Genomic DNA, 21,804 nt, shown 5'->3' with positions numbered 1-21,804 from the left:
AGGGCAACATCTCCCCTCCTGCCGCGTCAATATGGGAGACGGTTCCGGATGAATGAAGTGCCCTCCGCGGATTCCCTGATCGGCGAGGTGGAATCTTTGGGCGAGCGCCTCGCCCGCGCCCGCGCCGCCGTGGGCCGCGTGATCTTCGGGCAGGAGGCGGTGGTGGAGCGCACCTTCGTCACCCTGCTGTCCGGCGGGCACCTGCTGCTGGTCGGCGTGCCGGGCCTCGGCAAGACCAAGCTGGTCGAGACGCTGGGCACGGTGATGGGGCTGGATGCGCGCCGCGTGCAGTTCACCCCGGACCTGATGCCCGCCGACATCCTCGGCTCCGAGGTGCTGGAGGAAGGCCATGACGGGCGGCGCGCCTTCCGCTTCATCGAGGGGCCGGTCTTCACCCAACTTCTCATGGCAGACGAGATCAACCGCGCCTCGCCCCGCACCCAGTCGGCGCTGCTGCAGTCCATGCAGGAGCGCAAGGTGGCGGTGGGCGGGCGCATCCTTCCCCTGCCCGAGCCCTTCCACGTCCTCGCCACCCAGAACCCCATCGAGCAGGAGGGCACCTACCCACTGCCCGAGGCGCAGCTGGACCGCTTCCTGCTGGAAGTGGAGATGGACTATCCAGACGAGGCGGCGGAGCGCGAGATGCTGCTCGCCACCACCGGCGCCGCCGAGGCACGGGCGGAGCCCGCGATGACGGCGCGGGAACTCATGGCCGCGCAGGCACTGATCCGCCGCATCCCGGTCGGCGAGCAGGTGGTGAATGCCATTCTGCGCCTCGTGCGCGGGGCTCGGCCAGGGGCGGAGGGCGTGCTGGCCGAGGCGCAGGCCCACCTCGCCTGGGGGCCGGGGCCGCGTGCCGCCCAGGCGCTGATGCTGGCCTGCCGAGCCCGCGCCGTTCTGGACGGGCGCCTCGCCCCCTCGGTGGAGGATGTGCTGGAACTGGCGGAGCCGGTCCTGCGGCACCGCATGGCGCTCAGCTTCGCCGCCCGCGCCGACGGGGTGCGGCTGTCGGAGGTGATCGCCGCGCTCACGGCCTCCATTGGCTGACGGCCTCGCCCCGCGGGCGGAGGCGGCCGCCGCGCGCCTGCCGCCCCTGGTGGTGGAAGCGGAACGCGTGGCCGCCACGCTGATGCAGGGTGCGCATGGCCGCCGGCGCGCCGGCATGGGCGACGCCTTCTGGCAGTTTCGCCCCTATGTGACAGGGGATGCCGCCGCGCGGGTGGATTGGCGGCAAAGCGCCAAGGGCGACCGGCTCTTCGTGCGCGAGACGGAATGGGAGGCAGCGCAGACGGTCGTGCTGTGGCGCGACCGCACCGCCTCCATGGATTGGCGCTCCGGCCGCGCCCTGCCGACCAAGGCGGAGCGGGCGGACCTTCTGCTTCTTGCCCTCGCTGCCCTGCTGCTGCGGGGCGGTGAAAGGGTGCGGCTGGCACCCGGCCCCATGCGCTCCTTTGCCGGGCGAAGCGCCCTGCCGACGCTGGCCGCCGCCCTGGCACGCCCGGGGGCGGAGGGCGCGCCGGACGACGCCACCACCCCCCGCCACGCGCGCATCGTCCTGTTTGGCGACTTCCTCCAGCCTTTGCCCGAGGCGCAGGAATTCCTGCACCGCTTCGCGGCCCGCCCCCTGCGCGGCCAGATGCTGCAGGTGCTGGATCCCGCCGAGGAGGCCCTGCCCTACGGCGGACGGGTCAGGTTCGAAGGGTTGGAAGGCGAGGCGCCGACCCTGGTCCCGCGCGTCGAGGATGTCCGCGGCCTGTATGCCGAGCGCCTGGCCGCGCACCGCGCCGCCCTTTCCGCCCTAGCCCGCCCCGCCGGATGGGGCTTCGCCACCCACCGCACCGACCAGCCGCCCCAGCTTGCACTCCTGGGCCTGTGGCAGGCGCTGTCCCCGGCATGAGCCGCCTATGATCTCCTTCGCCGCGCCCACGCTGCTCTTTGGCCTCGCTGCCTTGCCGGCGCTTTGGTGGCTGCTGCGCGTCACCCCGCCCATGCCGCGGCGGCAGGATTTCCCCGCCTCCATCCTGCTCCGCGACCTGCCGACGCGCGAGGAGACACCGGCCCGCACGCCCTGGTGGGTGCTGCTGCTGCGCCTGCTGGCCGCGACGCTGGTGATCCTCGGTCTCGCCCGGCCGGTCCTGGGGCCGCAGGCCGGGGGGTCGGGCCAGGGCATCCTGCTGCTGGTGGTGGATGATGGCTGGGCCAGCGGGCCGGATTGGCCGCTGCGCGCCGCCCTCATGCAATCCGAGCTGGACCGCGCTTCACGCGAGGAGCGCCCGGCCGCCCTGCTGGCCACCGCGCCCGGCGAAGGCGGGGCAGCGCCGCGAGTCCTCGGCCCCATGCCCGCCGCCGACCTCATGCCCCGCGTCGCCGCGCTGCGCCCGCGTTCCTGGCTCCCCGACCGTGCGGCCGCTCTGGCGGCGCTGGAGGCCTGGGAGCGTGGCGGTCCTGGGCGGTTTGAGGCGATCTTTGTCTCCGACGGGCTGGCGCATGGCGACGGCGCGGCGGCTGAGGCACTGATGGCGCGTCTTGGCCCTTCCCTCACCCTCGCGCGCAATGAGGAACGGCCGGTGCGCCTCCTGCTGCCGCCGCGCGCCGAGGGTGACCGCATGGTGGCGGTGCTGCACCAGTCCCCCGCCCCCGTCGCCTCCGAGGCGCAGCTTGTCGCGCGTGGCCAGGACGGGCGCGCCCTGGCCCAGGCGCGCATCGCCCTGCCAGCCGGCTCCACCTCCGGTGAAACCTCGCTCGACCTGCCGGCGGAGATCCGCAACCAGATCTTCCGCCTCGACATCGCCGAGGAGGCGGGGGCCGGCGCCACGGTTCTGCTGGATGAGCGCTTCCGCCGCCGCCCCGTGGGCCTGCTGCCCGGCGCGGAGCAGGGCGCCGACGCCCCGCTGATCGGCGAGCTGTTCTATCTGGAGCGCGCCCTGCAGCCCTTCGCCGAGCTGCGCCGCGGTGAGGCGGAACGCCTTCTGTCCCGCCCGCTCTCCGTGCTGATCCTGGCCGACCGCCCGCTGGACGGTCCCGAACTCGCCGCCGTCACCCGCTTCGTCGAGGAGGGCGGCACGCTGGTCCGCTTCGCCGGCCCTCGCCTGGCGGAGGAGGCCGATGCGCTGCTTCCTGTCCGGCTGCGCGCGGAGCGGCAGCTGGGCGGCGCTCTGTCCTGGGAGCAGCCGCAACGCCTCGCGCCCTTCCCCGACACCTCGCCTTTCGCCGGGCTACCCATCCCGGCCGAGGTCACGGTGACGCGGCAGGTTCTGGCCGAGCCCTCGGCCGATCTCGCGCCGCGCATCTGGGCGCGGCTGGCGGATGGCACACCGCTGGTCACGGGGCAGACGCGCGGGCGCGGGCGCGTCGTGCTGTTCCACGTCACTGCCAATGCGGAATGGTCCGACCTGCCGCTCTCCGGCCTGTTCGTGCAGATGCTGCGGCGCCTCGTCGCCCTCTCGGGCGGCGTCGCGGGCAACGAGGCGGAAGGGACGCTGGCGCCGGTCGAGGCGCTGGACGGGTTCGGGCGCCTCGTCCCGCCGCCACCCGGCGCGCAGCCCATCCCGGCCCAAGGCGAGGCCGCGATCACCGCCCGTACCCCGCCCGGCTGGTATGGCGCACCAGGGACGGAAGGGTTCCGCCGCGCGCTGAACCTGGGCGGCGTGGTGCCGCTGCCCGCACCCCATGCCGCACCGCCGCCCGGCGCTGCCACGCGCGCCATCGCTGGGTTGCCGCCGGAGCGCGATCTCGGCCCGTGGCTCCTGGCCGCCGCGCTGGTGCTGCTGGCGCTGGACCTCCTTCTCTCGCTGCGGCTGCGCGGGCTGCTGGCGCTACGGGCGGCGGGCGTCGCCTTCGCCATGCTGGCGGCCTCGCCGGCTTGGGCGCAGGGAGAAGGCGAGCACGCGCTGGTGACGCGCCTCGCCTATGTGGTCACCGGTGACGCATCGGCGGACGAGACGGCGCGCGCCGGCCTGTCCGGCCTTTCGGACTTCGTGAACCGCCGCACCTCGGCTTCGCTCGCTGAACCGGTGGGCGTGGTGCCGGGGCGGGACGAGCTGTCTTTCTTCCCGCTGCTGCTCTTCGTCGTGCGGCCCGACGCCCAGGTGCTGGACCCGGCGGCGCAGGGGGCGCTCAACGCCTTCATGCGCGATGGCGGTATCATCCTGTTCGACACGCGCGACGAAGGCTCGGGAGAAGGCTACGCGCCCGGCGCCCGCGCGGCGCTGCGCCGCGTCACCCAAGGCCTCTCCATCCCGCCGCTGATGCCGGTGCCGGAGGACCACGTGCTGCGCCGCGCCTTCTACTTATTGCCGGAACTGCCCGGCCGCTTCGCCGGCGGCACGGTTTGGGTCTCGCGCGAGCAGGACCGGGCGAATGACAGCGTCAGCCCCGTGGTGATCGGCGGGCATGACTGGGCGGCTGCCTGGGCCAGCGACATGCGCGGCAACGCACTGCACGCCGCGATTCCGGGTGGGGCGCGGCAGCGCGTCCTGGCGCTGCGCTTCGGTGCCAACCTCGTCACCTATGCGCTGACCGGGAACTACAAGGGCGATCAGGTGCACGTCCCCGCCATCCTCGAAAGGCTCGGCAACTGATGGACCGCACGAGCTTCGCCCTTGACTTCGCGCCCATCCTGCCGCTGACCCTGCTGGGGGCGCTCGCCGTGCTTTGCCTCCTGGCGCTGGTGCCGGCCGTGCTGCGCCGGGCGCGGGGGGCGTGGTGGCGCGCCCTAGCCTTCGCGCTGATCCTCGGTGCGCTGGCGGGGCCGCGCCTCGTCGAGGAAACGCGCGAGATCCGGCCGGACATCGCCCTGGTGCTGGTGGACCGCACGGACAGCACCGTGGCCGCCACCGGCCATGCCGCCGCCATCGAGGCGGCGCGGCGCGGGCTGGAAGCACGTCTGGGTCGGCTGCGCGACCTGGAGGTGCGCGTGGCCGAGGTGCCGGAGGGTGGCAACCAGGGCACGCGCGCCTTCGCGGCGATGGAGCGCGCCCTGGCCGAGATCCCCGCCGCGCGGCTTGCCGGCGTGTTCTTGTTCTCCGACGGGCAGGTGCATGACGCGCCGCCGCATTGGGCACCGGGCGGCGAGGTGCCGCTGCACCTGCTTCTGCCGGGACGCCCTGCCCAGGTGGACCGCCGCATCCGGCTGGTGGAAGCGCCGAGCTTCGGCATTGTCGGCCGCACCGTGGAAATGCGGCTGATCGTGGAAGATCTGGGCCTCGCCCGTCAGGAAGGCGTGGCCCGACTCACCATCCGCCGCGACGGCGCCGCCCCGGTCACGGAAAGCGTGCCGGTGGGGCGGGAGCACGTCATCGCCCTGCCGGTGGAGCGCGCCGGCCCTTCGGTGATCGAGGTGGTGGCCGAGACGCGACCCGGCGAGGTGAGCGACACCAATAACCGCGTCGTGCTGAACCTGAACGGCGTGCGCGACCGGCTGCGCGTGCTGCTGGTGAGCGGCGAGCCCCATGCCGGGGAGCGCACTTGGCGCCGCCTGCTGAAATCCGACCCGGGCGTGGACCTCGTCCACTTCACCATCCTGCGCCCGCCCGAGAAGGACGACCTGACGCCCCTGAACGAGCTGGCTCTGATCGCCTTCCCGGTGCGCGAGCTGTTCCAGGTGAAGTTGCGCGATTTCGACCTGATCGTCTTCGACCGCTTCGCCAATCGCGGCATCCTGCCGCCCACCTATCTGCGCAACATCGCCGACTATGTGCGCCAGGGCGGCGCCCTGCTGCTCTCGGTCGGGCCGGAATATGCGGGGGCGGTGAGCCTCGCCAACACGCCGCTCGGCTCCGTGCTGCCGGCCCGCCCGCTTTCGCCGCAGCAGGCAATCCTGGAGCGCGCCTACCGCCCGCGCGTGACGCCGCAGGGCACGCGCCACCCGGTGACGGAGGGGCTTCCCGGCGCCAACGCCGAAGGGCGCGAAGCCAGCTGGGGCCGCTGGTACCGCACCATCCGCACCGAGCCGCGCGCGGGGACAGCGGTGATGGAGGGGGCGGATGGCGCGCCGCTGCTCCTGCTCGACCGCGTGGGCCAGGGACGGGTCGCGCTGATGCTCAGCGACCATATCTGGCTGTGGTCGCGGCAGCACGATGGCGGCGGCCCGCAGGCCGAGCTCCTGCGCCGCATCGCGCATTGGCTGATGCGCGAGCCGGAATTGGAGGAGGAGGATCTGTCGGCGCGGATCGAGGAAGGCCGCCTCCGCGCCACGCGGCGCAGCCTGGACGCATCGCCGCCGCCCGAGGCGGTGGTGACGGCACCCGATGGCACCACCTCCCGCCATGCCTTCCGGATGGAGGCCGGCCGCGCCGTGCTCGATATCCCGGCGGAGGCGCAAGGGCTTTGGCAGGTGAGCGACGGACGCCGCAGCGCCTATGCCGCCGCCGTCCCGGCCAACCCGCCCGAATTCGACGATCTGCGCGCCGATGCCGGACGGTTGGAGACGCTGGTGGCTGCCAGCGGCGGCTCGGCCCGTCACATCGGCGACGGCTCCCTCCTGCCCGAGGTCCGGCGCGTGGGGACCGGGCGCGACGCGCACGGGGCCAACTGGGCCGGGCTGCGCCAGCGCGGGGACCACACGGTGACCGGCATCGCCGCCGTCCCGCTGCTGCCCCCCTGGCTGGCGCTGCTGCTGCTGGGCGGAGTCGCCCTGGTTGCCTGGCGGCGAGAGGCGCGCTGAACCGCCCTCAGGTCATCAGCCCCGCGCCGGCATAGCCGCCATCCACGGCCAGGGCGTGGCCGTTCACGTAGGCCGCGCGCTCGCCGTCGAGCAGGAACAGCGCCGCGTCCGCCACCTCCTCCGGCGTGCCGTAGCGGCCGAGCGGGATGCGCGAGGTCCAGCCAGACCGGGTCGCGGGATCATGCAGTTCGCGCACCATGGGCGTCTCGATCGGGCCGGGGCAGATGCAGTTCACCCGGATGCCGCGCGGCGCGAGGTCGATGGCCATGACCTGCGCCATGTTCACCACCGCCGCCTTGCTGGCCCCATAGGCGACGCGCCCTACCGAGCCGCGCAGGCCTGAGACGGAGGAGATCAGCACCATCGCGCTGCCCGGCGCCATGACGCGCGCGGCGGCACGGGAAGCGAGGAAGGTGCCGGTGACGTTCACCTCCAGCACGCGGCGGAAGGTGGCGGCATCCGCCTCGGGCATCGGCGTGTGGGCGCTGATGCCGGCGCAGGTGACAAGGCCGCGCAGGTCGCCCAGCCCAGTGATCCAGGCTTCCACCGCCGCCTCGTCCGTCACGTCCAGCGCGGTGATGCCTGCGCCCGGGGTGCGGTCCGCCCCGGCGACCGTCCAGCCTGCGTCGCGCGCCCTGGCTGCCAGGGCTGCGCCCAGCCCGGAGGCCGCGCCCGTGATCGCCAGCGTGCTCGTCATGGCCCTTCCCTCCCCGGCTTGCGCGGTGGGTTTCCCGCGTCGCATGGTGTGAGGGCAAGCGCGGCGCCGCAAGCCGCCCGGAGGAACCGCCCCATGTCCCTGAACGCCACGCGCCGCGCCATGCTGCTGGGCGGCCTCGCCACGCCCTTCGTCGCGGCGGCGCAGCCTGCCTACAAGACGGAATACAAGCTCTCCGTGGTCGGCAACCGGCCCATCCCCTTTGCCGAGGGCGCCTTCCAGTGGGCGGAGCTGGTGACGCAGCGCTCGCAGGGTCGGATCAACGTGCGCGTCTATCCGGGCTCGCAGCTGGTGGGCGGGGACCAGACGCGCGAGCTGCTGGCGATGCGCCAGGGCATCATCGACATGTGCGTGTTCAGCACCATCAACATCGCCCCTCAGGTGCGCGAGGCGGGCATCTTCCAGCTTCCCTTCCTGATGCCCGACCATCGCGCCTTCGACGCGCTGATCAACGGCGATGTCGGGCGCGACCTGTCCGCTATCATGGACCGGCGCGACGTGACGGCCCTCGCCTTTGGCGAGAATGGCTTCCGCGAGATCAGCAACAGCAAGCGCGCCATCCGCGCCCCTGGCGACCTGCGCGGGCTGAAGATCCGCTTCGCCGCCGGCGCCATCTTCAACGACATCTACAACGCCCTCGGCGCCAATCCCCTGCAGATGTCCTTCGCGGACCTCCAGCCCGCCCTCTCCACCGGCGCGGTGGATGGGCAAGAAAACCCGGTGAACCTCTTCCTGGGCTTCCGCATGGACACGCTGGCGCAGAAGCACATGACCATCTGGAACTACGTGAACGACGCGCTGATCTTCGGCGTCTCGAAGTCGGTCATGGCCAGCTTCACCCCGCAGGACCGCGAGCTGGTGCGCGAATGCGCGGTGGAGGCGGCGCGGCGCAACATCGCGCTGGCCCGCCAGGGCCTCGGCATCCCCGGCACGGACGACAGCGCGCTGCAGGATTTGCGGCGCCGCGGCGTCGAAGTGACGGTGCTGAGCCCGGAGGAGAAGCGCGCCTTCGGCCAGGCGCTGCGCCCGGTCTTCGACCGCTGGAGCCAGACCGTCGGCACCGAACTGACCCGCAAGGCCGAGGCCGCGATCCGCACCGTCTCCTGATGGCGGCGGAGTTCGATCCCGACTTGGTTCCGCCGGAGCCGCGCACACGCGTCCCACTGACGCTGGAGCGCGCGCTGCTGGCCGGGTGCATGGCGGCGATGGCGCTCATCACCCTTGCCAATGTCGTGACGCGCTACCTGTCGAACATCTCCCTCGCCTTCACCGAGGAGTATTCCGTCGCGCTGATGGTGGGGGTGGCGCTGACCGGCACGGCGCTGGCCACGGCGGCGGGGCGGCACATCCGCATCGGCTATTTCGTGGACAAGTTTCCGCCTCACGCCCGGCGCGTCGCCGAGATCGTTGCCATGGCGCTGCTGCTTCTCTGCTTCGGCATCATCGCCTGGTACGGCGCCTGGATGACCTATGACGAGTGGGATTTCGAGGCGCTCTCCGCCGGGCTGGGCCATCCGCAGTGGCTCTACACGGTCTGGCTGCCCGTGCTCTCGCTGCTCGTGATGGGCCGCGCCCTGGGGCGCATGATCCGTCTGGCGCGCGGAGAGGATGGGTGATCGGCACGATCCTCTTCGCCACCTTCCTGACGATGCTGCTGGGCGGCGTGCCGATCGGCGTCGCGCTCGGCCTCGCAGGGGCGCTTTCGATCTCGCTGGCCGGGCAATCCATCATGGCCATGCCCACCAACGTCTATGCCGGCATCGCCAAATATCCGCTGATCGCCATCCCGATGTTCGTGCTGGTGGGCTGCGTCTTCGACCGGACGGGGGTGGCGCTGCGCCTCGTGCGCTTCGCCAATGCGCTGGTCGGGGCGGGACGCGGAGCCCTGGCCTCCGTTTCCATCCTCGTCGCCATGGTGATCGGCGGCATCTCCGGCTCCGGGCCCGCGACGGCGGCGGCGGTGGGCAAGGTGGTGACGGAGGGCATGGTGAAAGATGGCTACCCGCGCCCCTTCATCGCCGCCACCGTGGGCGCGGCCGCGGCGACGGACATCCTTATCCCTCCCTCCATCGCCTTCATCGTCTATGCGGTGATGGTGCCCGGCGTCTCCGTCCCCGCCATCTTCCTGGCCGGGATGCTGCCCGGCATCCTCGCGGGCTGCGCCCTGCTCGTGCCCATCCTGCTGATCTCCTGGCTCAAGGATTTCGGCGGCCGCAGCCCGCAGCGCGCCGACACCTCGGTCTGGCGCGCCTTCAAGGACGCTTTCTGGGGCCTCATGGCGCCGGTGGTGATCCTGGGCGGCATGCGGATCGGCGCCTTCACCCCGACCGAGGCCGCGGTCATGGCCGTGTTCTACGGCCTCTTCGTCGGCTTCGTGATCTATCGCTCCATGACGCTGCGCGACTTGTGGGAGATGCTCGTGGAGGCGGGCGAGATCTCCGCCGTCATCCTCATCATCGTGGCGCTGGCCAGCGTCTTCGCCTGGAGCACGGCGACGCTCGGGATCGTGCAGCCCATCGCCGCCTGGATCGTCGGCCTGGGCCTCGGCGAGGTTGGTACCATCGCGCTGCTGATGCTGGCGCTGGTCTTCATCGGCATGTTCCTGGACGGCGTCTCCACCTTCCTGATCCTGCTGCCGGTGCTGATCCCCATCGCCAACGCCTTCAACTGGGACCTGACTTGGTTCGGCGTGCTGCTCACCATGAAGATCGCCATCGGCCAGTTCACGCCCCCCATGGCGGTGAACCTGATGGTGTCCTGCCGCATCGCCCAGGTCTCGATGGAAAGCACCATCCCCTGGGTGCTGTGGCTCATCCTCGCCATGTTCGCCGCTCTGGCGCTGGTCGTGGCGTTTCCGGGCATCGCGCTGTGGCTGCCACGCGTCGCGGGGGTGCTGTGACCTTTGAGGAGCTGGAGGCGCTGGCCCAGCGCGAGATCGGACACCGCCTTTTCACCGTCATGCGCCACCATGGCGGGCACAACCAGCGCGTCTGGTCGTCCAACCCGGCAGCCTATCCCCCCGGCGGGGCCAAGAAGGTGCGGGAGACGGAATGGACGCGCATCCTCCTGCGCGAGGGCCGGCCCTTCATCGGCCGCGACGCCGCCGACATCCGCACCCATTTCCCCGATGCCGAGACCATCCTGGCGCTGGGCTGCAAGAGCGTGCTGAACCTGCCGGTGCTCCATGATGGGCGCGTCCTGGGCACGGTGAACCTGCTGCACCGCGCCGGGCATTACGGGGAGGCGGAAGCGGAGCGCGGAATGCGCATCCTCGCGCCGGCCGCCGTGCCTTTGCTCCTGGGGGACTTGCCCTCCGGCGGAAGCTGACGCGCAATGCGGCCCAAGCACCCACTGCGGAGGAAACGATGGAAAAGCTGCGTTCGCCGGAGAGCCTGAAGCGCCTTCTCGCGCCACGTTCGGTGGCGGTGATCGGCGTCTCGGCCGAGCCCACGGGCTTCGGCGCGCGCACCGTGCAGAACATGGCGAATTTTGACGGGCCCGTGTGGTGCGTGAACCCGAAATACGCCGGGCAGGAGCTGCACGGTCGGCCCTGCTATGCCAGCGTGGACGAGCTTCCCTCCGCCCCCGATTCCTCTGTGATCGCCCTGCCCCGCACCGGCGTGCTGCCGGCCGTCGAGGCGCTGGCCAGGAAGGGCGCGGGCGGCGCCGTGATCTACGCCTCCGGCTATGGCGAGACGGACCTGCCCGAGCGTGCCGTGGAGGAGGAGGAACTGCGCGCCCGCGCACGCGAGCTGGGCTTCCCGCTGCTGGGCGTGAACTGCCTGGGCTTCGTGGACCACACGCAGCGCTGCGGCGCCACCTTCATGCCGGAATACGCGAAGATGACCGCCCCGGCGGGCGGCGTCGGCGTGGTCAGCCAGTCGGGCGCCATGGGCTATGCGCTGATGCAGGCGGCGGAGCGCGGCTTCGCCATGGCGCATATGCTGACCGCCGGCAACTCGACCGACCTCGACGTGTGCGACCTAGCGGCCTTTCAGCTTGCCATGCCGGAAGTGCGCTCCATCGCACTGGCCGTCGAAGGGCTGCGCGACGCGCGGCGCCTCCTGGCCCTGGGCGAGATGGCGCGGGCGGCGAGCAAGCCCATCGTCGTGCTGAAGCTGGGCCGCGGCGAGATCGGCGCCCAGGCGGCGATGAGCCATACCGGCAGCCTCGCCGGCTCCACCGCCGCCTGGTCGGCCGGGTTCAAGCGCGCGGGCATGCTGGAGGTCGAGGATTTCGACGCGCTGCTGGAAACGGCGGGCTTCCTGGCCAAGGCACCGCCGCCCAAGGCGCGCGGCGTGGGCATCGTCACCCCCTCCGGCGGGGCGGGCATCATGGCCGCCGACCACGCGGAATTCGCCGGGCTGGAACTGCCGCAGCCGCGTCCGCACACGGCCGAGACTCTGCGCGCCTCCATCCCCGAATTCGGCTCGCCCCGGAATCCCTGCGACCTCACGGCGCAGGTGGCGACCAACCCGAAGCTGTTCGAGGACTGCATGGCGGCGATGCTGGAGGACGACCAGTACGCCACCGTCATCTTCCCGGTCGTCTATCACAACCCGGCGACCACCCCGTCCCGCATGAAGACGCTGGACCCGATGGCGGAGCGCTCGGGCAAGCCGATCTGCATCATGTGGATTCCCGAGAGCCTCGAAGGCGCCGGGCCGGAATCGGTGGACACCGCTCCCCACCTGTCCCTGTTCCGCTCCACGCGGCGCATGATGAACGCGATCCGCCTTTGGCTGGAATATCACGACCAGAAGGCGGAGGCCGATGCGCCGCGCGTCGCCGCCCCTGCCCTGCCGAATGGCGAGGCGACGCTGATGGAGGCCGAGGCCAAGGCGCTGTTCCGCGAAGCCGGGCTGCCGGTGGGCGAGGAACGTCGCGCCGCCGATGCCGAGGCCGCGGTGCGTGCCGCCGATGCCATCGGCTATCCCGTCGTGCTGAAGCTCGACAGCCCGGACGTGGCGCACAAGACCGAGGTGGGCGGCGTGCAGCTCAACCTGGCCGACGCGGCCGCCGTGCGCGATGCCTTCGCCCGCATCATGGAAGGCGTGAAGCGCCACGCGCCGAATGCGCGCGTGGAGGGTGTGCTGGTGCAGCGCATGGAACGGCGCGGGGTCGAGTTGATCCTGGGTGCGCGGCGCGACCCGCAATTCGGCACGATGCTGCTGGTCGGACTGGGTGGCGTGCAGGCGGAGCTTTGGAAGGACGTGGCGCTAGATGTCGCGCCCGTCTCGCCCGCGCGGGCGGAGGCGATGCTGCGCGGCCTCAAATCCTGGCCGCTCTTCGACGGGTTCCGCGGCGCGGCCAAGGTGGACGTGACGAAGGTAGCCGATGCCATCGCCCGGTTCAGCGCCTTCGCCGCCGCCTGCGGCGACCGGCTGGAGGAGGTGGAGATCAACCCACTCCTCTGCCGCGACGATGGCTGCGTGGCGGTGGATGGGCTGATGAAGCTGTCAGCCGCGCAAGGCCAGCCAAAGGCCCAGCGCCGTGAGGCCGAGCTGGAAGGCGCGGCGGAACGCTGATTCCGACAGGCGGGAGCGCAGCGCCTCGCCGAGGCGCTGCCCCACCAGGGCGGGCAGCACCGCCAGGGCCGACAGCCCCAGCTGAGCCCAGCTGAGGCTCCGCCCGCCCAGGAGCAGCGCGCCCAGGGCAAGGGTCGAGACGGTGAAGCTGAGGCCGAGCGCGCGCACGAGGTCGTCGCGCGACAGGCCGCGCGCCTGCAGCCAGGGCACGGCAGGCAGCACGAAGACCCCGGTGGCGGCGGTGACGGCACCCGTCACCGCCCCGGTCGGGAAGCCCGCCGCTTCCGGCAGGCGCGGCTTCCAGGCCGCGAGGCCGAGCAGCCCGTAGATCACCAGCAGCACGCCCAGCGCCAGATCGGCATGGCGCCCACCCAGCCCTCCCCACAGCACGAAGCCCAGCGCCGTCCCGGCCACCACACCGAGGAAGAGCGCACGGAAGCGCAAGGCGAGGCGCCACGCCGCCGCGGCCGGGCGTATCTGCACGAGGTTGGTGATGAAGGACGGCAGCAGCAGCATCGCTGCTGCCTCCGGCGCCGGATAGGCCAGGGTCAGGAGCCCCATTGCGATGGTGGGCAGCCCCAGCCCGATCACGCCCTTGACGAAACCGGCAAGCAGGAAGACCGCGAGAATCAGCATGGCCCCGAGGCTACCCCCGGGGCCATGCACGATGCTTCACGCGCGGACGAAGGATCAGGCGACCTTGCCGCGGTAGATGTCGATCATGTCGCCCAGCAACTTGAGTGCATCCTCGCGCGAGCGCTGGAATGCGTTGCGGCCGACGATGGAGCCATTGCCGCCACCGGCATGGATGGCGCGCACTTCGTTCAGCAGCGCGTCGGAGCCCTTGGCCTCGCCACCCGAGAACACGACGAGGCGACGGCCGTTGAAGCAGGCCTTCACCACATGGGCGAAGCGCGCCGCCGCGTCGTCGGCGACCGGCGAGTTCTCGTAGGTCTTCTTCGCGGCGTCGAGCGAGATGGCGGCGGTGGGCGGCTTCACCTTGATGATGTGCGCGCCGATCAGCGCCGCCATGTGCGCGGCATAGGCGCAGATGTCGAGCGCCGTCTCGCCCGTCTTGTCCAGCATCGGGCCGCGCGGATAGGACCACACCACGACGGCGAGGCCGGCATCCTTCGCCTCGGCGGCCAGCTCCCGCAGCTCCTCCATCATCTCGAACTGGTATTCGGAGGAGGGGTAGATGGTGAAGCCGATGGCCGAGCAGCCGAGGCGCAGCGCATCGGCCACGGTGGCGGTCACGGCCTGATCCTTGGTGGTGGACAGGCTGTTGGAGGAGTTGACCTTGAGGATGGTCGGGATCGAGCCGGCGAAGGTCGCGGCACCCGCCTCCAGCATGCCGAGCGGCGCGGCATAGGCATTCAGCCCGGCGTCGATCGCCAGGCGGAAGTGGTAGTGCGGGTCATAGGCTTCGGGGTTCGGGGCGAAGGAACGCGCCGGGCCATGCTCGAAGCCCTGGTCCACGGGCAGGATGACCATGCGGCCGGTGCCGCCCAGGCGGCCTTCCATCAGGATGCGGGCGATGTTCGCCTTGGTCCCGGGATTGTCGCTCTCGTACCAGGAAAGGATCTGCCTGACCTTGTTCGTCAGCTTCATGGCCCGTGCCTCGCGCAATTGGTGGTGCGCGGTGCTTAGTCCATCCTGCCCGCAGCGTGAAGGGCGAGGAGGCGGCGCAGATGCGCACGCCCTGCCGGGCGGTCCAGCGCGATCCGCCCCAGGTCGATGGCCGGGGGGCGCACGGGCATGATCTCCGCCCCCGCCTCGCGCGCCAGGCGCTCCAGCGCCGGGAAGGCAGGAAATTCCGGCGTCAGCACCAGGGCCTGCGCGCCCAGGCGCAGCGCCTCCAGCGCGAAGCCCGGCGCGTCGCCGCAATCGAGGATGCCCTGCGGCCAGTGCTCGCCCAACAAGGCGCGGAATCCCGCCGCGCCCAGGAAGGCAGCCGCCCCTTCCGCCGACAGGAAGCGCAGCGGGGCGCCCGACGCAGCCTCCAGCGCCGCGTCGCGTTCGAGGCGCGAGCGGACGGCAACGATCCGCGGTTGACCCATCCCAGGCTGCATGCGAACGCTCCACACCATGGCTGAAGCCCCTTCGTCCAGTTCTGCGCCCAGCGACCCGGCGCTCCAGGCCGTTGACCGGCTGGAAACGGCGCTCGAGCGCCTGTTCGACCTTCTGGAGGCGCGCTACGCGCGCCTGGAGGAAGAGCGCGTCCCCCGCAGCGAGGTGGAAGAGCTGTCCCGCCGCCTGGACGAGACGTTGGAGAAGCTGAAGGCGGCACTGGCCGAGCAGGGGGATTAGTGATGGGCCAGGTGAATGTGCGGGTAAACGGGTACAACCACACCATCGGCTGCCGCGATGGCGAGGAGGAGCACGTCCGCCAGCTTTGCGCGCTGATGGAGGAGAAGGTGCGGATGATCCGCGCCATGGGAGGCCAGTTCAGCGAGGCGCGCATGCTGCTGCACGTCGCCCTGCTGCTGGCCGACGAGGCATCCGACCTTCGCGCCGACCTCGTGAAGCTGCGCAACGGCCAAGCCGTGCCAGCCCCCGCCCCGGCCCCGCCCGTGGTGGTGACGCCGCCTGCGCCGCCGCCGATGGACCCGCAGGTGACCGAGCGCCTCGTCGCCTTGGCGGAGCGCATCGAGACCATGGCGAACCATCTCGGAAAACCCTGAGGCCGGGTTGCGGCAGGCATCGCGGACGCCTAACTGATGCAGGCGAGGCTGCCCGGTGCGTCTGGCACGGACATCCCCAGGGCCAATACGCAACTCCTGGGAACTGGCGCTGGCGGGACCGTGGTCCGGCTATCTGGTGCCCACCTGCTTACGGCAGGCCTTGGGAGGATGCAGACGCCGACGGCCAGGGTGGCTTCGCACTTTCCCCCCTTCCCCCAATGAGCGAAGCCCTCAAGGCGGCGCTGCGGCGTTTAGTCCTGTCGCGCCGCGACCCGCCACCCGGCGCCGCGGAGGCGCTGACCGACCACGTGCTGCGCGACTGCCCACCGCCACCCGGCGCGGTGGTCGGCGGGTTCTGGCCGATGGGGACGGAGATCGACATCCGGCCCCTGCTCCTCGCGCTGCACGGGCGCGGCCACCTCCTCGCCCTACCCTTCACCCCGCCGCGCGGCCGCCCGCTGGAGTTCCGCGCCTGGGCCCCAGGCGATGCGCTGGCGCCTGGGCCGATGGGCACCTCCCACCCTGCCATGAAGGAGCAGCGGGAGCCGGACTGGCTGCTCGTCCCGCTGCTAGCCTTCGACCGGCGCGGCGGGCGCCTCGGCTATGGCGGCGGATATTACGACCGCACCCTGGCGCTGCTGCCACGCGCCTTCCGCCTGGGCGTTGCCTGTTCGGCGCAGGAGGTGGAAGAGGTGCCGATGGAACCGCACGACATTCCCCTGCACGCCATCGCCACCGAGCGCGGCCTCCTGCGCGCATGAGGATCCTGTTCCTGGGCGATGTCGTCGGCCGTTCCGGCCGCGATGCTCTAGTGACGCACCTGCCGGGGCTGCGCGAAAGGCTGGGCGCGGAGCTCGTGGTGGTGAATGGCGAGAACGCCTCGCACGGTTTCGGCCTCTCGCCCGACATGGCGCGCGCCTTCCTGGCGGCGGGGGCGGATGTCATCACCCTCGGCAACCATGCCTGGGACCGGCGCGAGATCATCCCCTATCTGGAGGAGCAGCCCCGCGTCATCCGCGCGCTCAACTTCCCCCCCGGCACGCCGGGCCGCGGCGCAGTGGAGGTTGCGGTGGGCGATGGCCGCCGCGCCCTGGTGATGCAGGTGATGGGCCGGCTCTTCATGGACCCGCTGGATGACCCGTTCCGCACCGTTCAGTCCGAGCTGGCGAAGCACCGGCTCGGCGTGACGATCCAGGCCGCCATCCTCGACATCCATGCCGAGGCGACGAGCGAGAAGCAGGCCATGGCGCATTCCTTCGACGGGATGCTGAGCCTCGTCATCGGCACGCACACCCACGTGCCCACCGCCGACCACCGCATCCTGCCCGGCGGCACCGCCTTCCAGACCGATGCGGGGATGTGCGGCGACTATGACAGCGTGATCGGAATGCAGAAGGGCGGCGCCGCTCTGCGCTTCTGGCGCAAGATGCCCGGCGAGCGCCTGGCGCCGGCCGAGGGCGAGGCTACGCTTTGCGGGTTGTTCGTCGAGACGGAGGACAGCACCGGCCTCGCGCGCCGCGTCGCCGCGCTGCGCCTGGGTGGCAGTCTGGAAGCGGCGCTGCCGGCGTAACGGTTCAGCCGTTCTTGCGCGCGGCCCAGAACATCAGCCACTTCGCCGGCCAGACCCAAAGGATTCCCACCGCCGCGTAGTAGACGAACTGGAGCATCCAATGGCGATGCACCACGAAATCGCCCAGCGCGACGACGATGCCGACATAGGCGAGGAAGCCAAGGATGCCGAGGAGGAAGGCAAGGGGAACCCGGGACATCCGCGCGACATGGACCGCCCTTGCCGCGTTGCCAAGTCTGCTTCCTGCATGCTGGACGCATCGCGCCAGGCCGACCTATCCTCCGCAGGGCGCGCTGCCCTTCGGAGCCGCGACGCAGCGCTTCCGCGCAACAATCCGCCAGCCAGACGAGATCAATGACTGAAGCCGAACTGAAGAGCCACATCCGCGGCATCCCGGACTTTCCGAAGCCCGGCATCCTCTTCTACGACATCTCCACCCTGCTGCGGCACGGCCCCGCCTGGAAGGAAGCCACCTCGCAACTCGCGGAGCGGGTCGCCGCGCACAAGCCGGATGTGCTGGCGGGGATCGAAAGCCGAGGCTTCCTGCTGGCGGCGCCCATGGCTCTCGCGCTCGGCCTCGGCTTCGTCATGCTGCGCAAGAAGGGCAAGCTGCCCGGCGGCACTGTGGGGCTGGATTACCAGCTGGAATACGGCACCGATCGGATCGAGATCCAGGACGATGCGATCCAGCCGGGCCAGCGCGTCGTCCTGCTCGACGACCTGCTCGCAACGGGCGGCACCATGGCGGCGGGCGTGGCGCTGCTGCGCAAGGTCGGCGCGGTGGTTCCGGCCACCGCCGTGATGATCGAACTCACTTTCCTGAAGGGCCGCGAGCGGCTGGATCTGCCGGTCGAAACGCTGCTCGCCTACGACGATTAGGGCGTCATGAGCTCCTCCCTTCCCGGGCCGTCCCACCCTCCCCGCCTGACGCGGGACGCGGGTGGGAACGCGCTGCTCGAAGGGTGTGACGGAGCCATCGCCGCGGCTGGGCTGGACGGGGTGCTGGCACTCGCCGTTGCAGCTGTGCCGACAGGGATCACCGTGGCCGATCCGTCCCTGCCCGATTGCCCGCTGGTCTTCGTGAACCCGGCCTTCTGCCGCATCACCGGGTACCCGGCCGAGGAAGTGCTGGGCCGCAATTGCCGCTTCCTCCAGGGCGCGGGAACGGAACGCGAGGCCCTGCTGGAGCTTCGCCGCGCCTTCGCGGAACGCAAGCCGGTGACGGTGGAGCTCACCAATCACCGCAAGGACGGGCGCCGCTTCATCAATGAGCTTCGCATGGCCCCCGTGCTGGCGCCGGATGGGCGGCTGATCGCCTTTGTCGGCATCCAGCACGACATCTCCGCCCGCCGCCGCGCCGAGCGCAACGCGCTGAAGGCCCGCCGCAAGGCCGAGCGCGCGAGCCAGGAGAAAAGCGACTTCCTTGCCTTCGTGTCTCACGAGGTCCGCACGCCACTGCATGGCGCCATGGGGACGATCGCGCTGCTTCTCGACACGCCGCTCGACGCGGAGCAGCGCGCCTATGCGGAGACGGCACGGCGCTGCGGCCAGTCCATGCTGCGCACCGTGAACGAGCTGCTGGACCTGTCGCGCATCGAGGCGGGCAAGCTGGAGATCACCGAGGCCGCCTTCAGCCTCGGCGGGGTGGTGAGCGAGGTGCTGGACCTGCTGGCCCCGGCCGCGGCGGAAAAGGGGCTGCAGCTTTCGGCGAGCCTCGACCACCTCCTGCCCGGGCAGTTGATCGGCGATGCGGGGCGTATCCGGCAGGTGTTGCTCAACCTCACCGACAATGCGGTGAAGTTCACCCATCGCGGCTCGGTCGAACTCCGCATCGCCGCCCTGCCGGATGGGCATGTGGGCTTCGCGGTTACCGATACGGGCATCGGCATTCCGCCCCGGCTGCGCGCCACGCTGTTCCGCCGCTTCAGTCAGGGCGATCCGGCTTCTGAGGAGTCGGGCTCGGGGCTTGGTCTTGCCATCTGCCGGCGGCTGGTGGCGCTCATGGGTGGGCAGATCGCGGTGGATTCCACGCCCGGAAAAGGCTCCACCTTCTTCTTCGACTTGCCGCTGGCCGTCGTGCCGGAAAGTGCGCCACCACCCGCTCGCCTCACCCCCGCTCCGCCGGCTCCGCCAGCGCCGCGCCGCCGTGGGCGCATCCTGCTCGCCGAGGATGGCAAGGCGAACCAGATGGTCGCCGCGACGATCCTCCGGAAGGCCGGCTACACGGTGGAGCTGGCCCGCGACGGAGCCGAGGCACTGGCAGCGGCGGAGTCGGCGGATTTCGATCTCATCCTGATGGATCTGCGGATGCCGCTGATGGACGGCATCACCGCGGCGCGGGCCATCCGTGCCATTCGCAGCCCACGCGCCCGCGTCCCCATCCTCGCCATGACAGCGAGCGTGATGCCGGGCGACGAGGAGCGCTGCGCGAAGGCCGGAATGGATGGCCATCTCCCCAAGCCGGTGGAACGGGCCAGCCTCCTCGCCGCCGTCGCCAAGTTCGTGAACGGAATGCCGCGCCAGGAAGCAACGCCAGCCCCGGCCGAGCCAACCACTGCCCCACCGCTTCTGGACCGGGAAACGCTGGAGGAACTACGCGCCGCCGTGGGGCCGGGCCGCCTGCCGCGCCTCGTCGCCTTGTTCATTGACGAAAGCCGGAACAGGGCTCAACGCATGCAAAGCCAGCGCGACCCGCGCGTGCTGGAGGACGAGGCGCATGCGTTGAAGGCCGCCGCCGCCACCTTCGGCGCGGCGGCCCTGCGCGATGCCGCACGTGCGTTGGAGGAGGCCTGCCGCACCGCATCGCGCGAGGAGCTGACGAGCCGCGCCGCGGAATTTCCGGGGCTGGTGGAACGCACCGCCCTCGCCTTTCCCGGACAGCGCTCCTCGGCGGCTCCTCGGCCCGGGGAAGGCTGAGGCGGCTCAGGCGTTCCTGCGGCTGAGGCGGCGCAGCGCCACGGCGATGGCTTCCAGTTCCTCGAGCAGCGCTCCCTCCCCGCCTTCGGCGGGGGGCGCCTCGGATTCATCCAGGACGCGCTGCACGCCCTTGATGGTGTAGCCCTGGGTGTAGAGCAGGTCGGCGATCCGCCGCAGCAGCGCCAGATCCTCCGGCCGGTAGTAGCGCCGGCCACCGCCACGCTTCAGCGGCTGCAGCCGCGAGAACTTGGTTTCCCAGAAGCGCAGCACGTGCTGCGGGACGTTCAGCTCCTCCGCCGCCTCGCTGATCGTGCGGAAGGCGCCGGCCGCCTTGCGTGGCCGGCTTCGCTCGAGCGGCTCGGCATGGCTCATGCCGGCACGGGCTCTGCGGGAATGGGTTCGCCGTTGATGCGGGCACGCAGCTGCTGCGATGGCCTGAAGGTCAGGACCCGGCGCGGGGAGATCGGCACTTCCTCCCCGGTCTTGGGGTTGCGCCCAATGCGCTGACCCTTGGAGCGCACGGCGAAAGTGCCGAACCCGGTGATCTTCACCGCCTCCCCGGCTTCCAGGGATCGGGACATGGCTTCGAGCACCGATTCGAGCAGCAAGGCGGACTCGCTGCGCGACAGCCCGACTTGGGCGAAGATCGCTTCCGCGAGGCCGGAACGGGTCAGGGTTTCCATCGAATCCTGCGAGGCTCGGACGGCCCAGGAAAGCCGGGAAAACCGGCCCGCGTCAACGGCTTCGCGGAACATGCTTCAGAAGCGGGCCAGGGCGGCGCCCCAGGTCAGCCCGCCACCGATCGCCTCCAGCAGAACGAGGTCGCCTGGGCGGATGCGGCCCTCCCGCCAGGCCTCGTCCAGGGCGAGCGGAATGGAGGCGGCGGAGGTGTTGGCGTGGCGGTCCACCGTGACCACCACGCGGTCCTTCGGCAGGCCGAGCTTGCGGCCCATCGCGTCGATGATGCGGATATTGGCCTGGTGCGGCACCAGGAGCTGGACGTCGTCGCGGGACAGCCCGTTCGCTTCCAGCGCCTCGTCCACCGCGGAGGCCAGCTTGGTGACGGCGTGCTTGAACACCTCGCGCCCCGCCATGCGCAGCAGGCCGGTCCCGCCGGTGGAGCCGGCGCCGCCCTCGACATGGAGGATGTCGCCGTGGCGGCCATCGGAATGGAGGTGGGTAGAGAGGATGCCGCGCTCGCCTTCCTCGGCGCGCAGCACCACCGCGCCCGCCCCGTCGCCGAACAGCACGCAGGAGGCGCGGTCGGTCCAGTCGAGGATGCGCGAGTAGACCTCCGACCCAATCACCAGGGCGCAGCGCGCTTGGCCGGACCGGATCATCGCGTCCGCGAGGGAGAGGGCATAGACGAAGCCGGTGCAGGCGGCCGAGACGTCGAAGCCGAAGCCGCGCGTCATGCCGAGAAGCGCCTGGACGCGCACCGCCGTCGCGGGGAAGGCGCTGTCCGGCGTCGCGGTGGCCAGCACCAGCACGTCCACCTCATCCGCCGTGACGCCGGCCGATTCCAGGGCACGCCGGGCCGCCTCGGCGGCGAGGGTGGAGCAATTATCCTCGGGTCCCGCGAGGTGGCGCTGCCGGATGCCCGAGCGCTCTCGGATCCACTCGTCGCTGGTGTCCAGGTTGAAGCGCGCGGCCAACTCGTCATTCGTGATGATGGTGGGCGGCAGGTATCCCCCGCAGCCGATGATCGCGGAACGCAGCGCCATGGG

Annotated in this window: 23 protein-coding genes and 1 other RNA gene; 16 read left to right on the top strand and 8 right to left on the bottom strand. The window is 71.3% G+C overall.

Annotation, left to right across the window (positions count from 1 at the left end; translation table 11 throughout):
* The first annotated feature begins 48 nt into the window (after nucleotides 1–48).
* The 4 genes from JTJ31_RS18150 to JTJ31_RS18135 are packed head-to-tail and all read left to right on the top strand — an operon-like array spanning nucleotide 49 to nucleotide 6,664.
* Nucleotides 49–1,047 (top strand): AAA family ATPase, encoded by a 999-nt coding sequence (locus JTJ31_RS18150; RefSeq protein ID WP_207540143.1) that lies wholly within the window; start codon nucleotides 49–51, stop codon nucleotides 1,045–1,047.
* The gene (locus tag JTJ31_RS18145) at nucleotides 1,040–1,897 is read left to right on the top strand and encodes a DUF58 domain-containing protein (protein ID WP_236020414.1); all 858 of its coding nucleotides are present in this window, start codon (nucleotides 1,040–1,042) and stop codon (nucleotides 1,895–1,897) included. The genes JTJ31_RS18150 and JTJ31_RS18145 overlap by 8 nt, the downstream gene beginning before the upstream one ends.
* A 7-nt stretch (nucleotides 1,898–1,904) precedes the next feature.
* Nucleotides 1,905–4,580 carry a DUF4159 domain-containing protein gene (locus JTJ31_RS18140; protein ID WP_236020413.1) on the top strand — a complete coding sequence of 892 codons (2,676 nt, stop codon included), beginning with the start codon at nucleotides 1,905–1,907 and terminating at the stop codon, nucleotides 4,578–4,580.
* Nucleotides 4,580–6,664, top strand: a complete 2,085-nt coding sequence (locus JTJ31_RS18135) for a hypothetical protein (RefSeq protein ID WP_207540142.1) — start codon at nucleotides 4,580–4,582, stop codon at nucleotides 6,662–6,664. Before JTJ31_RS18140 ends, JTJ31_RS18135 begins: the two co-directional genes overlap by 1 nt.
* 7 nt (nucleotides 6,665–6,671) lie before the next feature.
* On the opposite strand, the gene JTJ31_RS18130 is transcribed toward JTJ31_RS18135, so the two are convergent.
* The gene (locus JTJ31_RS18130; RefSeq protein ID WP_207540141.1) at nucleotides 6,672–7,361 is read right to left on the bottom strand and encodes an SDR family NAD(P)-dependent oxidoreductase; all 690 of its coding nucleotides are present in this window, start codon (nucleotides 7,359–7,361) and stop codon (nucleotides 6,672–6,674) included.
* Between the two features lie 93 nt (nucleotides 7,362–7,454).
* Here JTJ31_RS18130 and dctP point away from each other — a divergent pair, with 93 nt between their 5' ends.
* From dctP to JTJ31_RS18105, 5 genes are read left to right on the top strand one after another with little or no spacing between them, the layout of a single operon-like run.
* Nucleotides 7,455–8,486, top strand: a complete 1,032-nt coding sequence (gene dctP, locus JTJ31_RS18125; RefSeq protein WP_207540140.1) for a TRAP transporter substrate-binding protein DctP — start codon at nucleotides 7,455–7,457, stop codon at nucleotides 8,484–8,486.
* Nucleotides 8,486–8,995: a TRAP transporter small permease gene (locus tag JTJ31_RS18120; protein WP_207540139.1), complete on the top strand. Its 510-nt coding sequence runs from the start codon at nucleotides 8,486–8,488 to the stop codon at nucleotides 8,993–8,995. The genes dctP and JTJ31_RS18120 overlap by 1 nt, the downstream gene beginning before the upstream one ends.
* A complete protein-coding gene (locus JTJ31_RS18115; RefSeq protein ID WP_207540138.1) occupies nucleotides 8,992–10,278 on the top strand; it encodes a TRAP transporter large permease in 1,287 nt (428 codons plus the stop codon). Before JTJ31_RS18120 ends, JTJ31_RS18115 begins: the two co-directional genes overlap by 4 nt.
* Complete coding sequence (locus JTJ31_RS18110) at nucleotides 10,275–10,706, top strand: GAF domain-containing protein (protein WP_207540137.1); 432 nt, start codon at nucleotides 10,275–10,277, stop codon at nucleotides 10,704–10,706. Before JTJ31_RS18115 ends, JTJ31_RS18110 begins: the two co-directional genes overlap by 4 nt.
* 38 nt (nucleotides 10,707–10,744) lie before the next feature.
* Nucleotides 10,745–12,907 (top strand): acetate--CoA ligase family protein, encoded by a 2,163-nt coding sequence (locus tag JTJ31_RS18105; protein ID WP_207540136.1) that lies wholly within the window; start codon nucleotides 10,745–10,747, stop codon nucleotides 12,905–12,907.
* Here JTJ31_RS18105 and JTJ31_RS18100 read toward each other — a convergent pair.
* Genes JTJ31_RS18100 through JTJ31_RS18090 form a run of 3 tightly spaced genes read right to left on the bottom strand, consistent with a single transcriptional unit; the run spans nucleotide 12,839 to nucleotide 14,967 of the window.
* Entirely contained in the window at nucleotides 12,839–13,543 is a 705-nt protein-coding gene (locus tag JTJ31_RS18100) for a sulfite exporter TauE/SafE family protein (protein ID WP_207540135.1), read from the bottom strand. The genes JTJ31_RS18105 and JTJ31_RS18100 overlap by 69 nt on opposite strands.
* A 54-nt stretch (nucleotides 13,544–13,597) precedes the next feature.
* Nucleotides 13,598–14,518, bottom strand: a complete 921-nt coding sequence (locus JTJ31_RS18095) for a class I fructose-bisphosphate aldolase (RefSeq protein ID WP_207540134.1) — start codon at nucleotides 14,516–14,518, stop codon at nucleotides 13,598–13,600.
* A 35-nt stretch (nucleotides 14,519–14,553) separates the two neighbouring features.
* Complete coding sequence (locus tag JTJ31_RS18090) at nucleotides 14,554–14,967, bottom strand: hypothetical protein (RefSeq protein WP_207540133.1); 414 nt, start codon at nucleotides 14,965–14,967, stop codon at nucleotides 14,554–14,556.
* Between the two features lie 28 nt (nucleotides 14,968–14,995).
* Here JTJ31_RS18090 and JTJ31_RS18085 point away from each other — a divergent pair, with 28 nt between their 5' ends.
* From JTJ31_RS18085 to JTJ31_RS18065, 5 genes are all read left to right on the top strand, one after another.
* Complete coding sequence (locus tag JTJ31_RS18085) at nucleotides 14,996–15,217, top strand: hypothetical protein (RefSeq protein WP_207540132.1); 222 nt, start codon at nucleotides 14,996–14,998, stop codon at nucleotides 15,215–15,217.
* A 2-nt stretch (nucleotides 15,218–15,219) separates the two neighbouring features.
* Nucleotides 15,220–15,591, top strand: coding sequence for a cell division protein ZapA (locus JTJ31_RS18080; protein ID WP_207540131.1), 372 nt, complete (start codon nucleotides 15,220–15,222; stop codon nucleotides 15,589–15,591).
* Between the two features lie 42 nt (nucleotides 15,592–15,633).
* Nucleotides 15,634–15,791, top strand: a non-coding RNA gene (ssrS, locus tag JTJ31_RS18075) — 6S RNA.
* An 18-nt stretch (nucleotides 15,792–15,809) separates the two neighbouring features.
* Nucleotides 15,810–16,352, top strand: coding sequence for a 5-formyltetrahydrofolate cyclo-ligase (locus JTJ31_RS18070; protein WP_207540130.1), 543 nt, complete (start codon nucleotides 15,810–15,812; stop codon nucleotides 16,350–16,352).
* Nucleotides 16,349–17,161: a TIGR00282 family metallophosphoesterase gene (locus JTJ31_RS18065; protein ID WP_207540129.1), complete on the top strand. Its 813-nt coding sequence runs from the start codon at nucleotides 16,349–16,351 to the stop codon at nucleotides 17,159–17,161. Before JTJ31_RS18070 ends, JTJ31_RS18065 begins: the two co-directional genes overlap by 4 nt.
* Before the next feature lie 4 nt (nucleotides 17,162–17,165).
* Here the strand turns inward: JTJ31_RS18065 and JTJ31_RS18060 are convergent, their stop codons facing one another.
* Nucleotides 17,166–17,360: a DUF2842 domain-containing protein gene (locus JTJ31_RS18060; protein WP_207540128.1), complete on the bottom strand. Its 195-nt coding sequence runs from the start codon at nucleotides 17,358–17,360 to the stop codon at nucleotides 17,166–17,168.
* A 155-nt stretch (nucleotides 17,361–17,515) separates the two neighbouring features.
* Here JTJ31_RS18060 and JTJ31_RS18055 point away from each other — a divergent pair, with 155 nt between their 5' ends.
* Nucleotides 17,516–18,040, top strand: a complete 525-nt coding sequence (locus JTJ31_RS18055; protein ID WP_207540127.1) for an adenine phosphoribosyltransferase — start codon at nucleotides 17,516–17,518, stop codon at nucleotides 18,038–18,040.
* A 6-nt stretch (nucleotides 18,041–18,046) separates the two neighbouring features.
* Nucleotides 18,047–20,077 carry an ATP-binding protein gene (locus JTJ31_RS18050; protein WP_207540126.1) on the top strand — a complete coding sequence of 677 codons (2,031 nt, stop codon included), beginning with the start codon at nucleotides 18,047–18,049 and terminating at the stop codon, nucleotides 20,075–20,077.
* A gap of 6 nt (nucleotides 20,078–20,083) precedes the next feature.
* Here the strand turns inward: JTJ31_RS18050 and JTJ31_RS25425 are convergent, their stop codons facing one another.
* From JTJ31_RS25425 to JTJ31_RS18035, 3 genes are read right to left on the bottom strand one after another with little or no spacing between them, the layout of a single operon-like run.
* Nucleotides 20,084–20,449, bottom strand: a complete 366-nt coding sequence (locus tag JTJ31_RS25425; protein ID WP_207540125.1) for a MerR family transcriptional regulator — start codon at nucleotides 20,447–20,449, stop codon at nucleotides 20,084–20,086.
* Entirely contained in the window at nucleotides 20,446–20,832 is a 387-nt protein-coding gene (locus tag JTJ31_RS18040) for an integration host factor subunit alpha (RefSeq protein WP_268957101.1), read from the bottom strand. The genes JTJ31_RS25425 and JTJ31_RS18040 overlap by 4 nt, the downstream gene beginning before the upstream one ends.
* A gap of 3 nt (nucleotides 20,833–20,835) precedes the next feature.
* A complete protein-coding gene (locus JTJ31_RS18035) occupies nucleotides 20,836–21,801 on the bottom strand; it encodes a beta-ketoacyl-ACP synthase III (RefSeq protein WP_207540124.1) in 966 nt (321 codons plus the stop codon).
* Nucleotides 21,802–21,804: the final 3 nt, after the last annotated feature.

The organism is Sabulicella rubraurantiaca (assembly GCF_017355885.1).
GTDB classification, from domain to species: Bacteria; Pseudomonadota; Alphaproteobacteria; order Acetobacterales; family Acetobacteraceae; genus Roseococcus; species Roseococcus rubraurantiacus.
This window is presented reverse-complemented; position numbering and strand designations above follow the sequence as displayed.

Bases quoted from the DNA above. Each gene is read 5' to 3' on its own strand.
- JTJ31_RS18150 (WP_207540143.1), top strand. From the start codon at position 49: ATGAATGAAGTGCCCTCCGCGGATTCCCTGATCGGCGAGGTGGAATCT.
- JTJ31_RS18140 (WP_236020413.1), top strand. From the start codon at position 1,905: ATGATCTCCTTCGCCGCGCCCACGCTGCTCTTTGGCCTCGCTGCCTTG.
- JTJ31_RS18135 (WP_207540142.1), top strand. From the start codon at position 4,580: ATGGACCGCACGAGCTTCGCCCTTGACTTCGCGCCCATCCTGCCGCTG.
- JTJ31_RS18130 (WP_207540141.1), bottom strand. From the start codon at position 7,361: ATGACGAGCACGCTGGCGATCACGGGCGCGGCCTCCGGGCTGGGCGCA.
- dctP (WP_207540140.1), top strand. From the start codon at position 7,455: ATGTCCCTGAACGCCACGCGCCGCGCCATGCTGCTGGGCGGCCTCGCC.
- JTJ31_RS18120 (WP_207540139.1), top strand. From the start codon at position 8,486: ATGGCGGCGGAGTTCGATCCCGACTTGGTTCCGCCGGAGCCGCGCACA.
- JTJ31_RS18105 (WP_207540136.1), top strand. From the start codon at position 10,745: ATGGAAAAGCTGCGTTCGCCGGAGAGCCTGAAGCGCCTTCTCGCGCCA.
- JTJ31_RS18100 (WP_207540135.1), bottom strand. From the start codon at position 13,543: ATGCTGATTCTCGCGGTCTTCCTGCTTGCCGGTTTCGTCAAGGGCGTG.
- JTJ31_RS18095 (WP_207540134.1), bottom strand. From the start codon at position 14,518: ATGAAGCTGACGAACAAGGTCAGGCAGATCCTTTCCTGGTACGAGAGC.
- JTJ31_RS18090 (WP_207540133.1), bottom strand. From the start codon at position 14,967: ATGGGTCAACCGCGGATCGTTGCCGTCCGCTCGCGCCTCGAACGCGAC.
- JTJ31_RS18085 (WP_207540132.1), top strand. From the start codon at position 14,996: ATGGCTGAAGCCCCTTCGTCCAGTTCTGCGCCCAGCGACCCGGCGCTC.
- JTJ31_RS18080 (WP_207540131.1), top strand. From the start codon at position 15,220: ATGGGCCAGGTGAATGTGCGGGTAAACGGGTACAACCACACCATCGGC.
- JTJ31_RS18070 (WP_207540130.1), top strand. From the start codon at position 15,810: ATGAGCGAAGCCCTCAAGGCGGCGCTGCGGCGTTTAGTCCTGTCGCGC.
- JTJ31_RS18065 (WP_207540129.1), top strand. From the start codon at position 16,349: ATGAGGATCCTGTTCCTGGGCGATGTCGTCGGCCGTTCCGGCCGCGAT.
- JTJ31_RS18060 (WP_207540128.1), bottom strand. From the start codon at position 17,360: ATGTCCCGGGTTCCCCTTGCCTTCCTCCTCGGCATCCTTGGCTTCCTC.
- JTJ31_RS18055 (WP_207540127.1), top strand. From the start codon at position 17,516: ATGACTGAAGCCGAACTGAAGAGCCACATCCGCGGCATCCCGGACTTT.
- JTJ31_RS18050 (WP_207540126.1), top strand. From the start codon at position 18,047: ATGAGCTCCTCCCTTCCCGGGCCGTCCCACCCTCCCCGCCTGACGCGG.
- JTJ31_RS25425 (WP_207540125.1), bottom strand. From the start codon at position 20,449: ATGAGCCATGCCGAGCCGCTCGAGCGAAGCCGGCCACGCAAGGCGGCC.
- JTJ31_RS18040 (WP_268957101.1), bottom strand. From the start codon at position 20,832: ATGTTCCGCGAAGCCGTTGACGCGGGCCGGTTTTCCCGGCTTTCCTGG.
- JTJ31_RS18035 (WP_207540124.1), bottom strand. From the start codon at position 21,801: ATGGCGCTGCGTTCCGCGATCATCGGCTGCGGGGGATACCTGCCGCCC.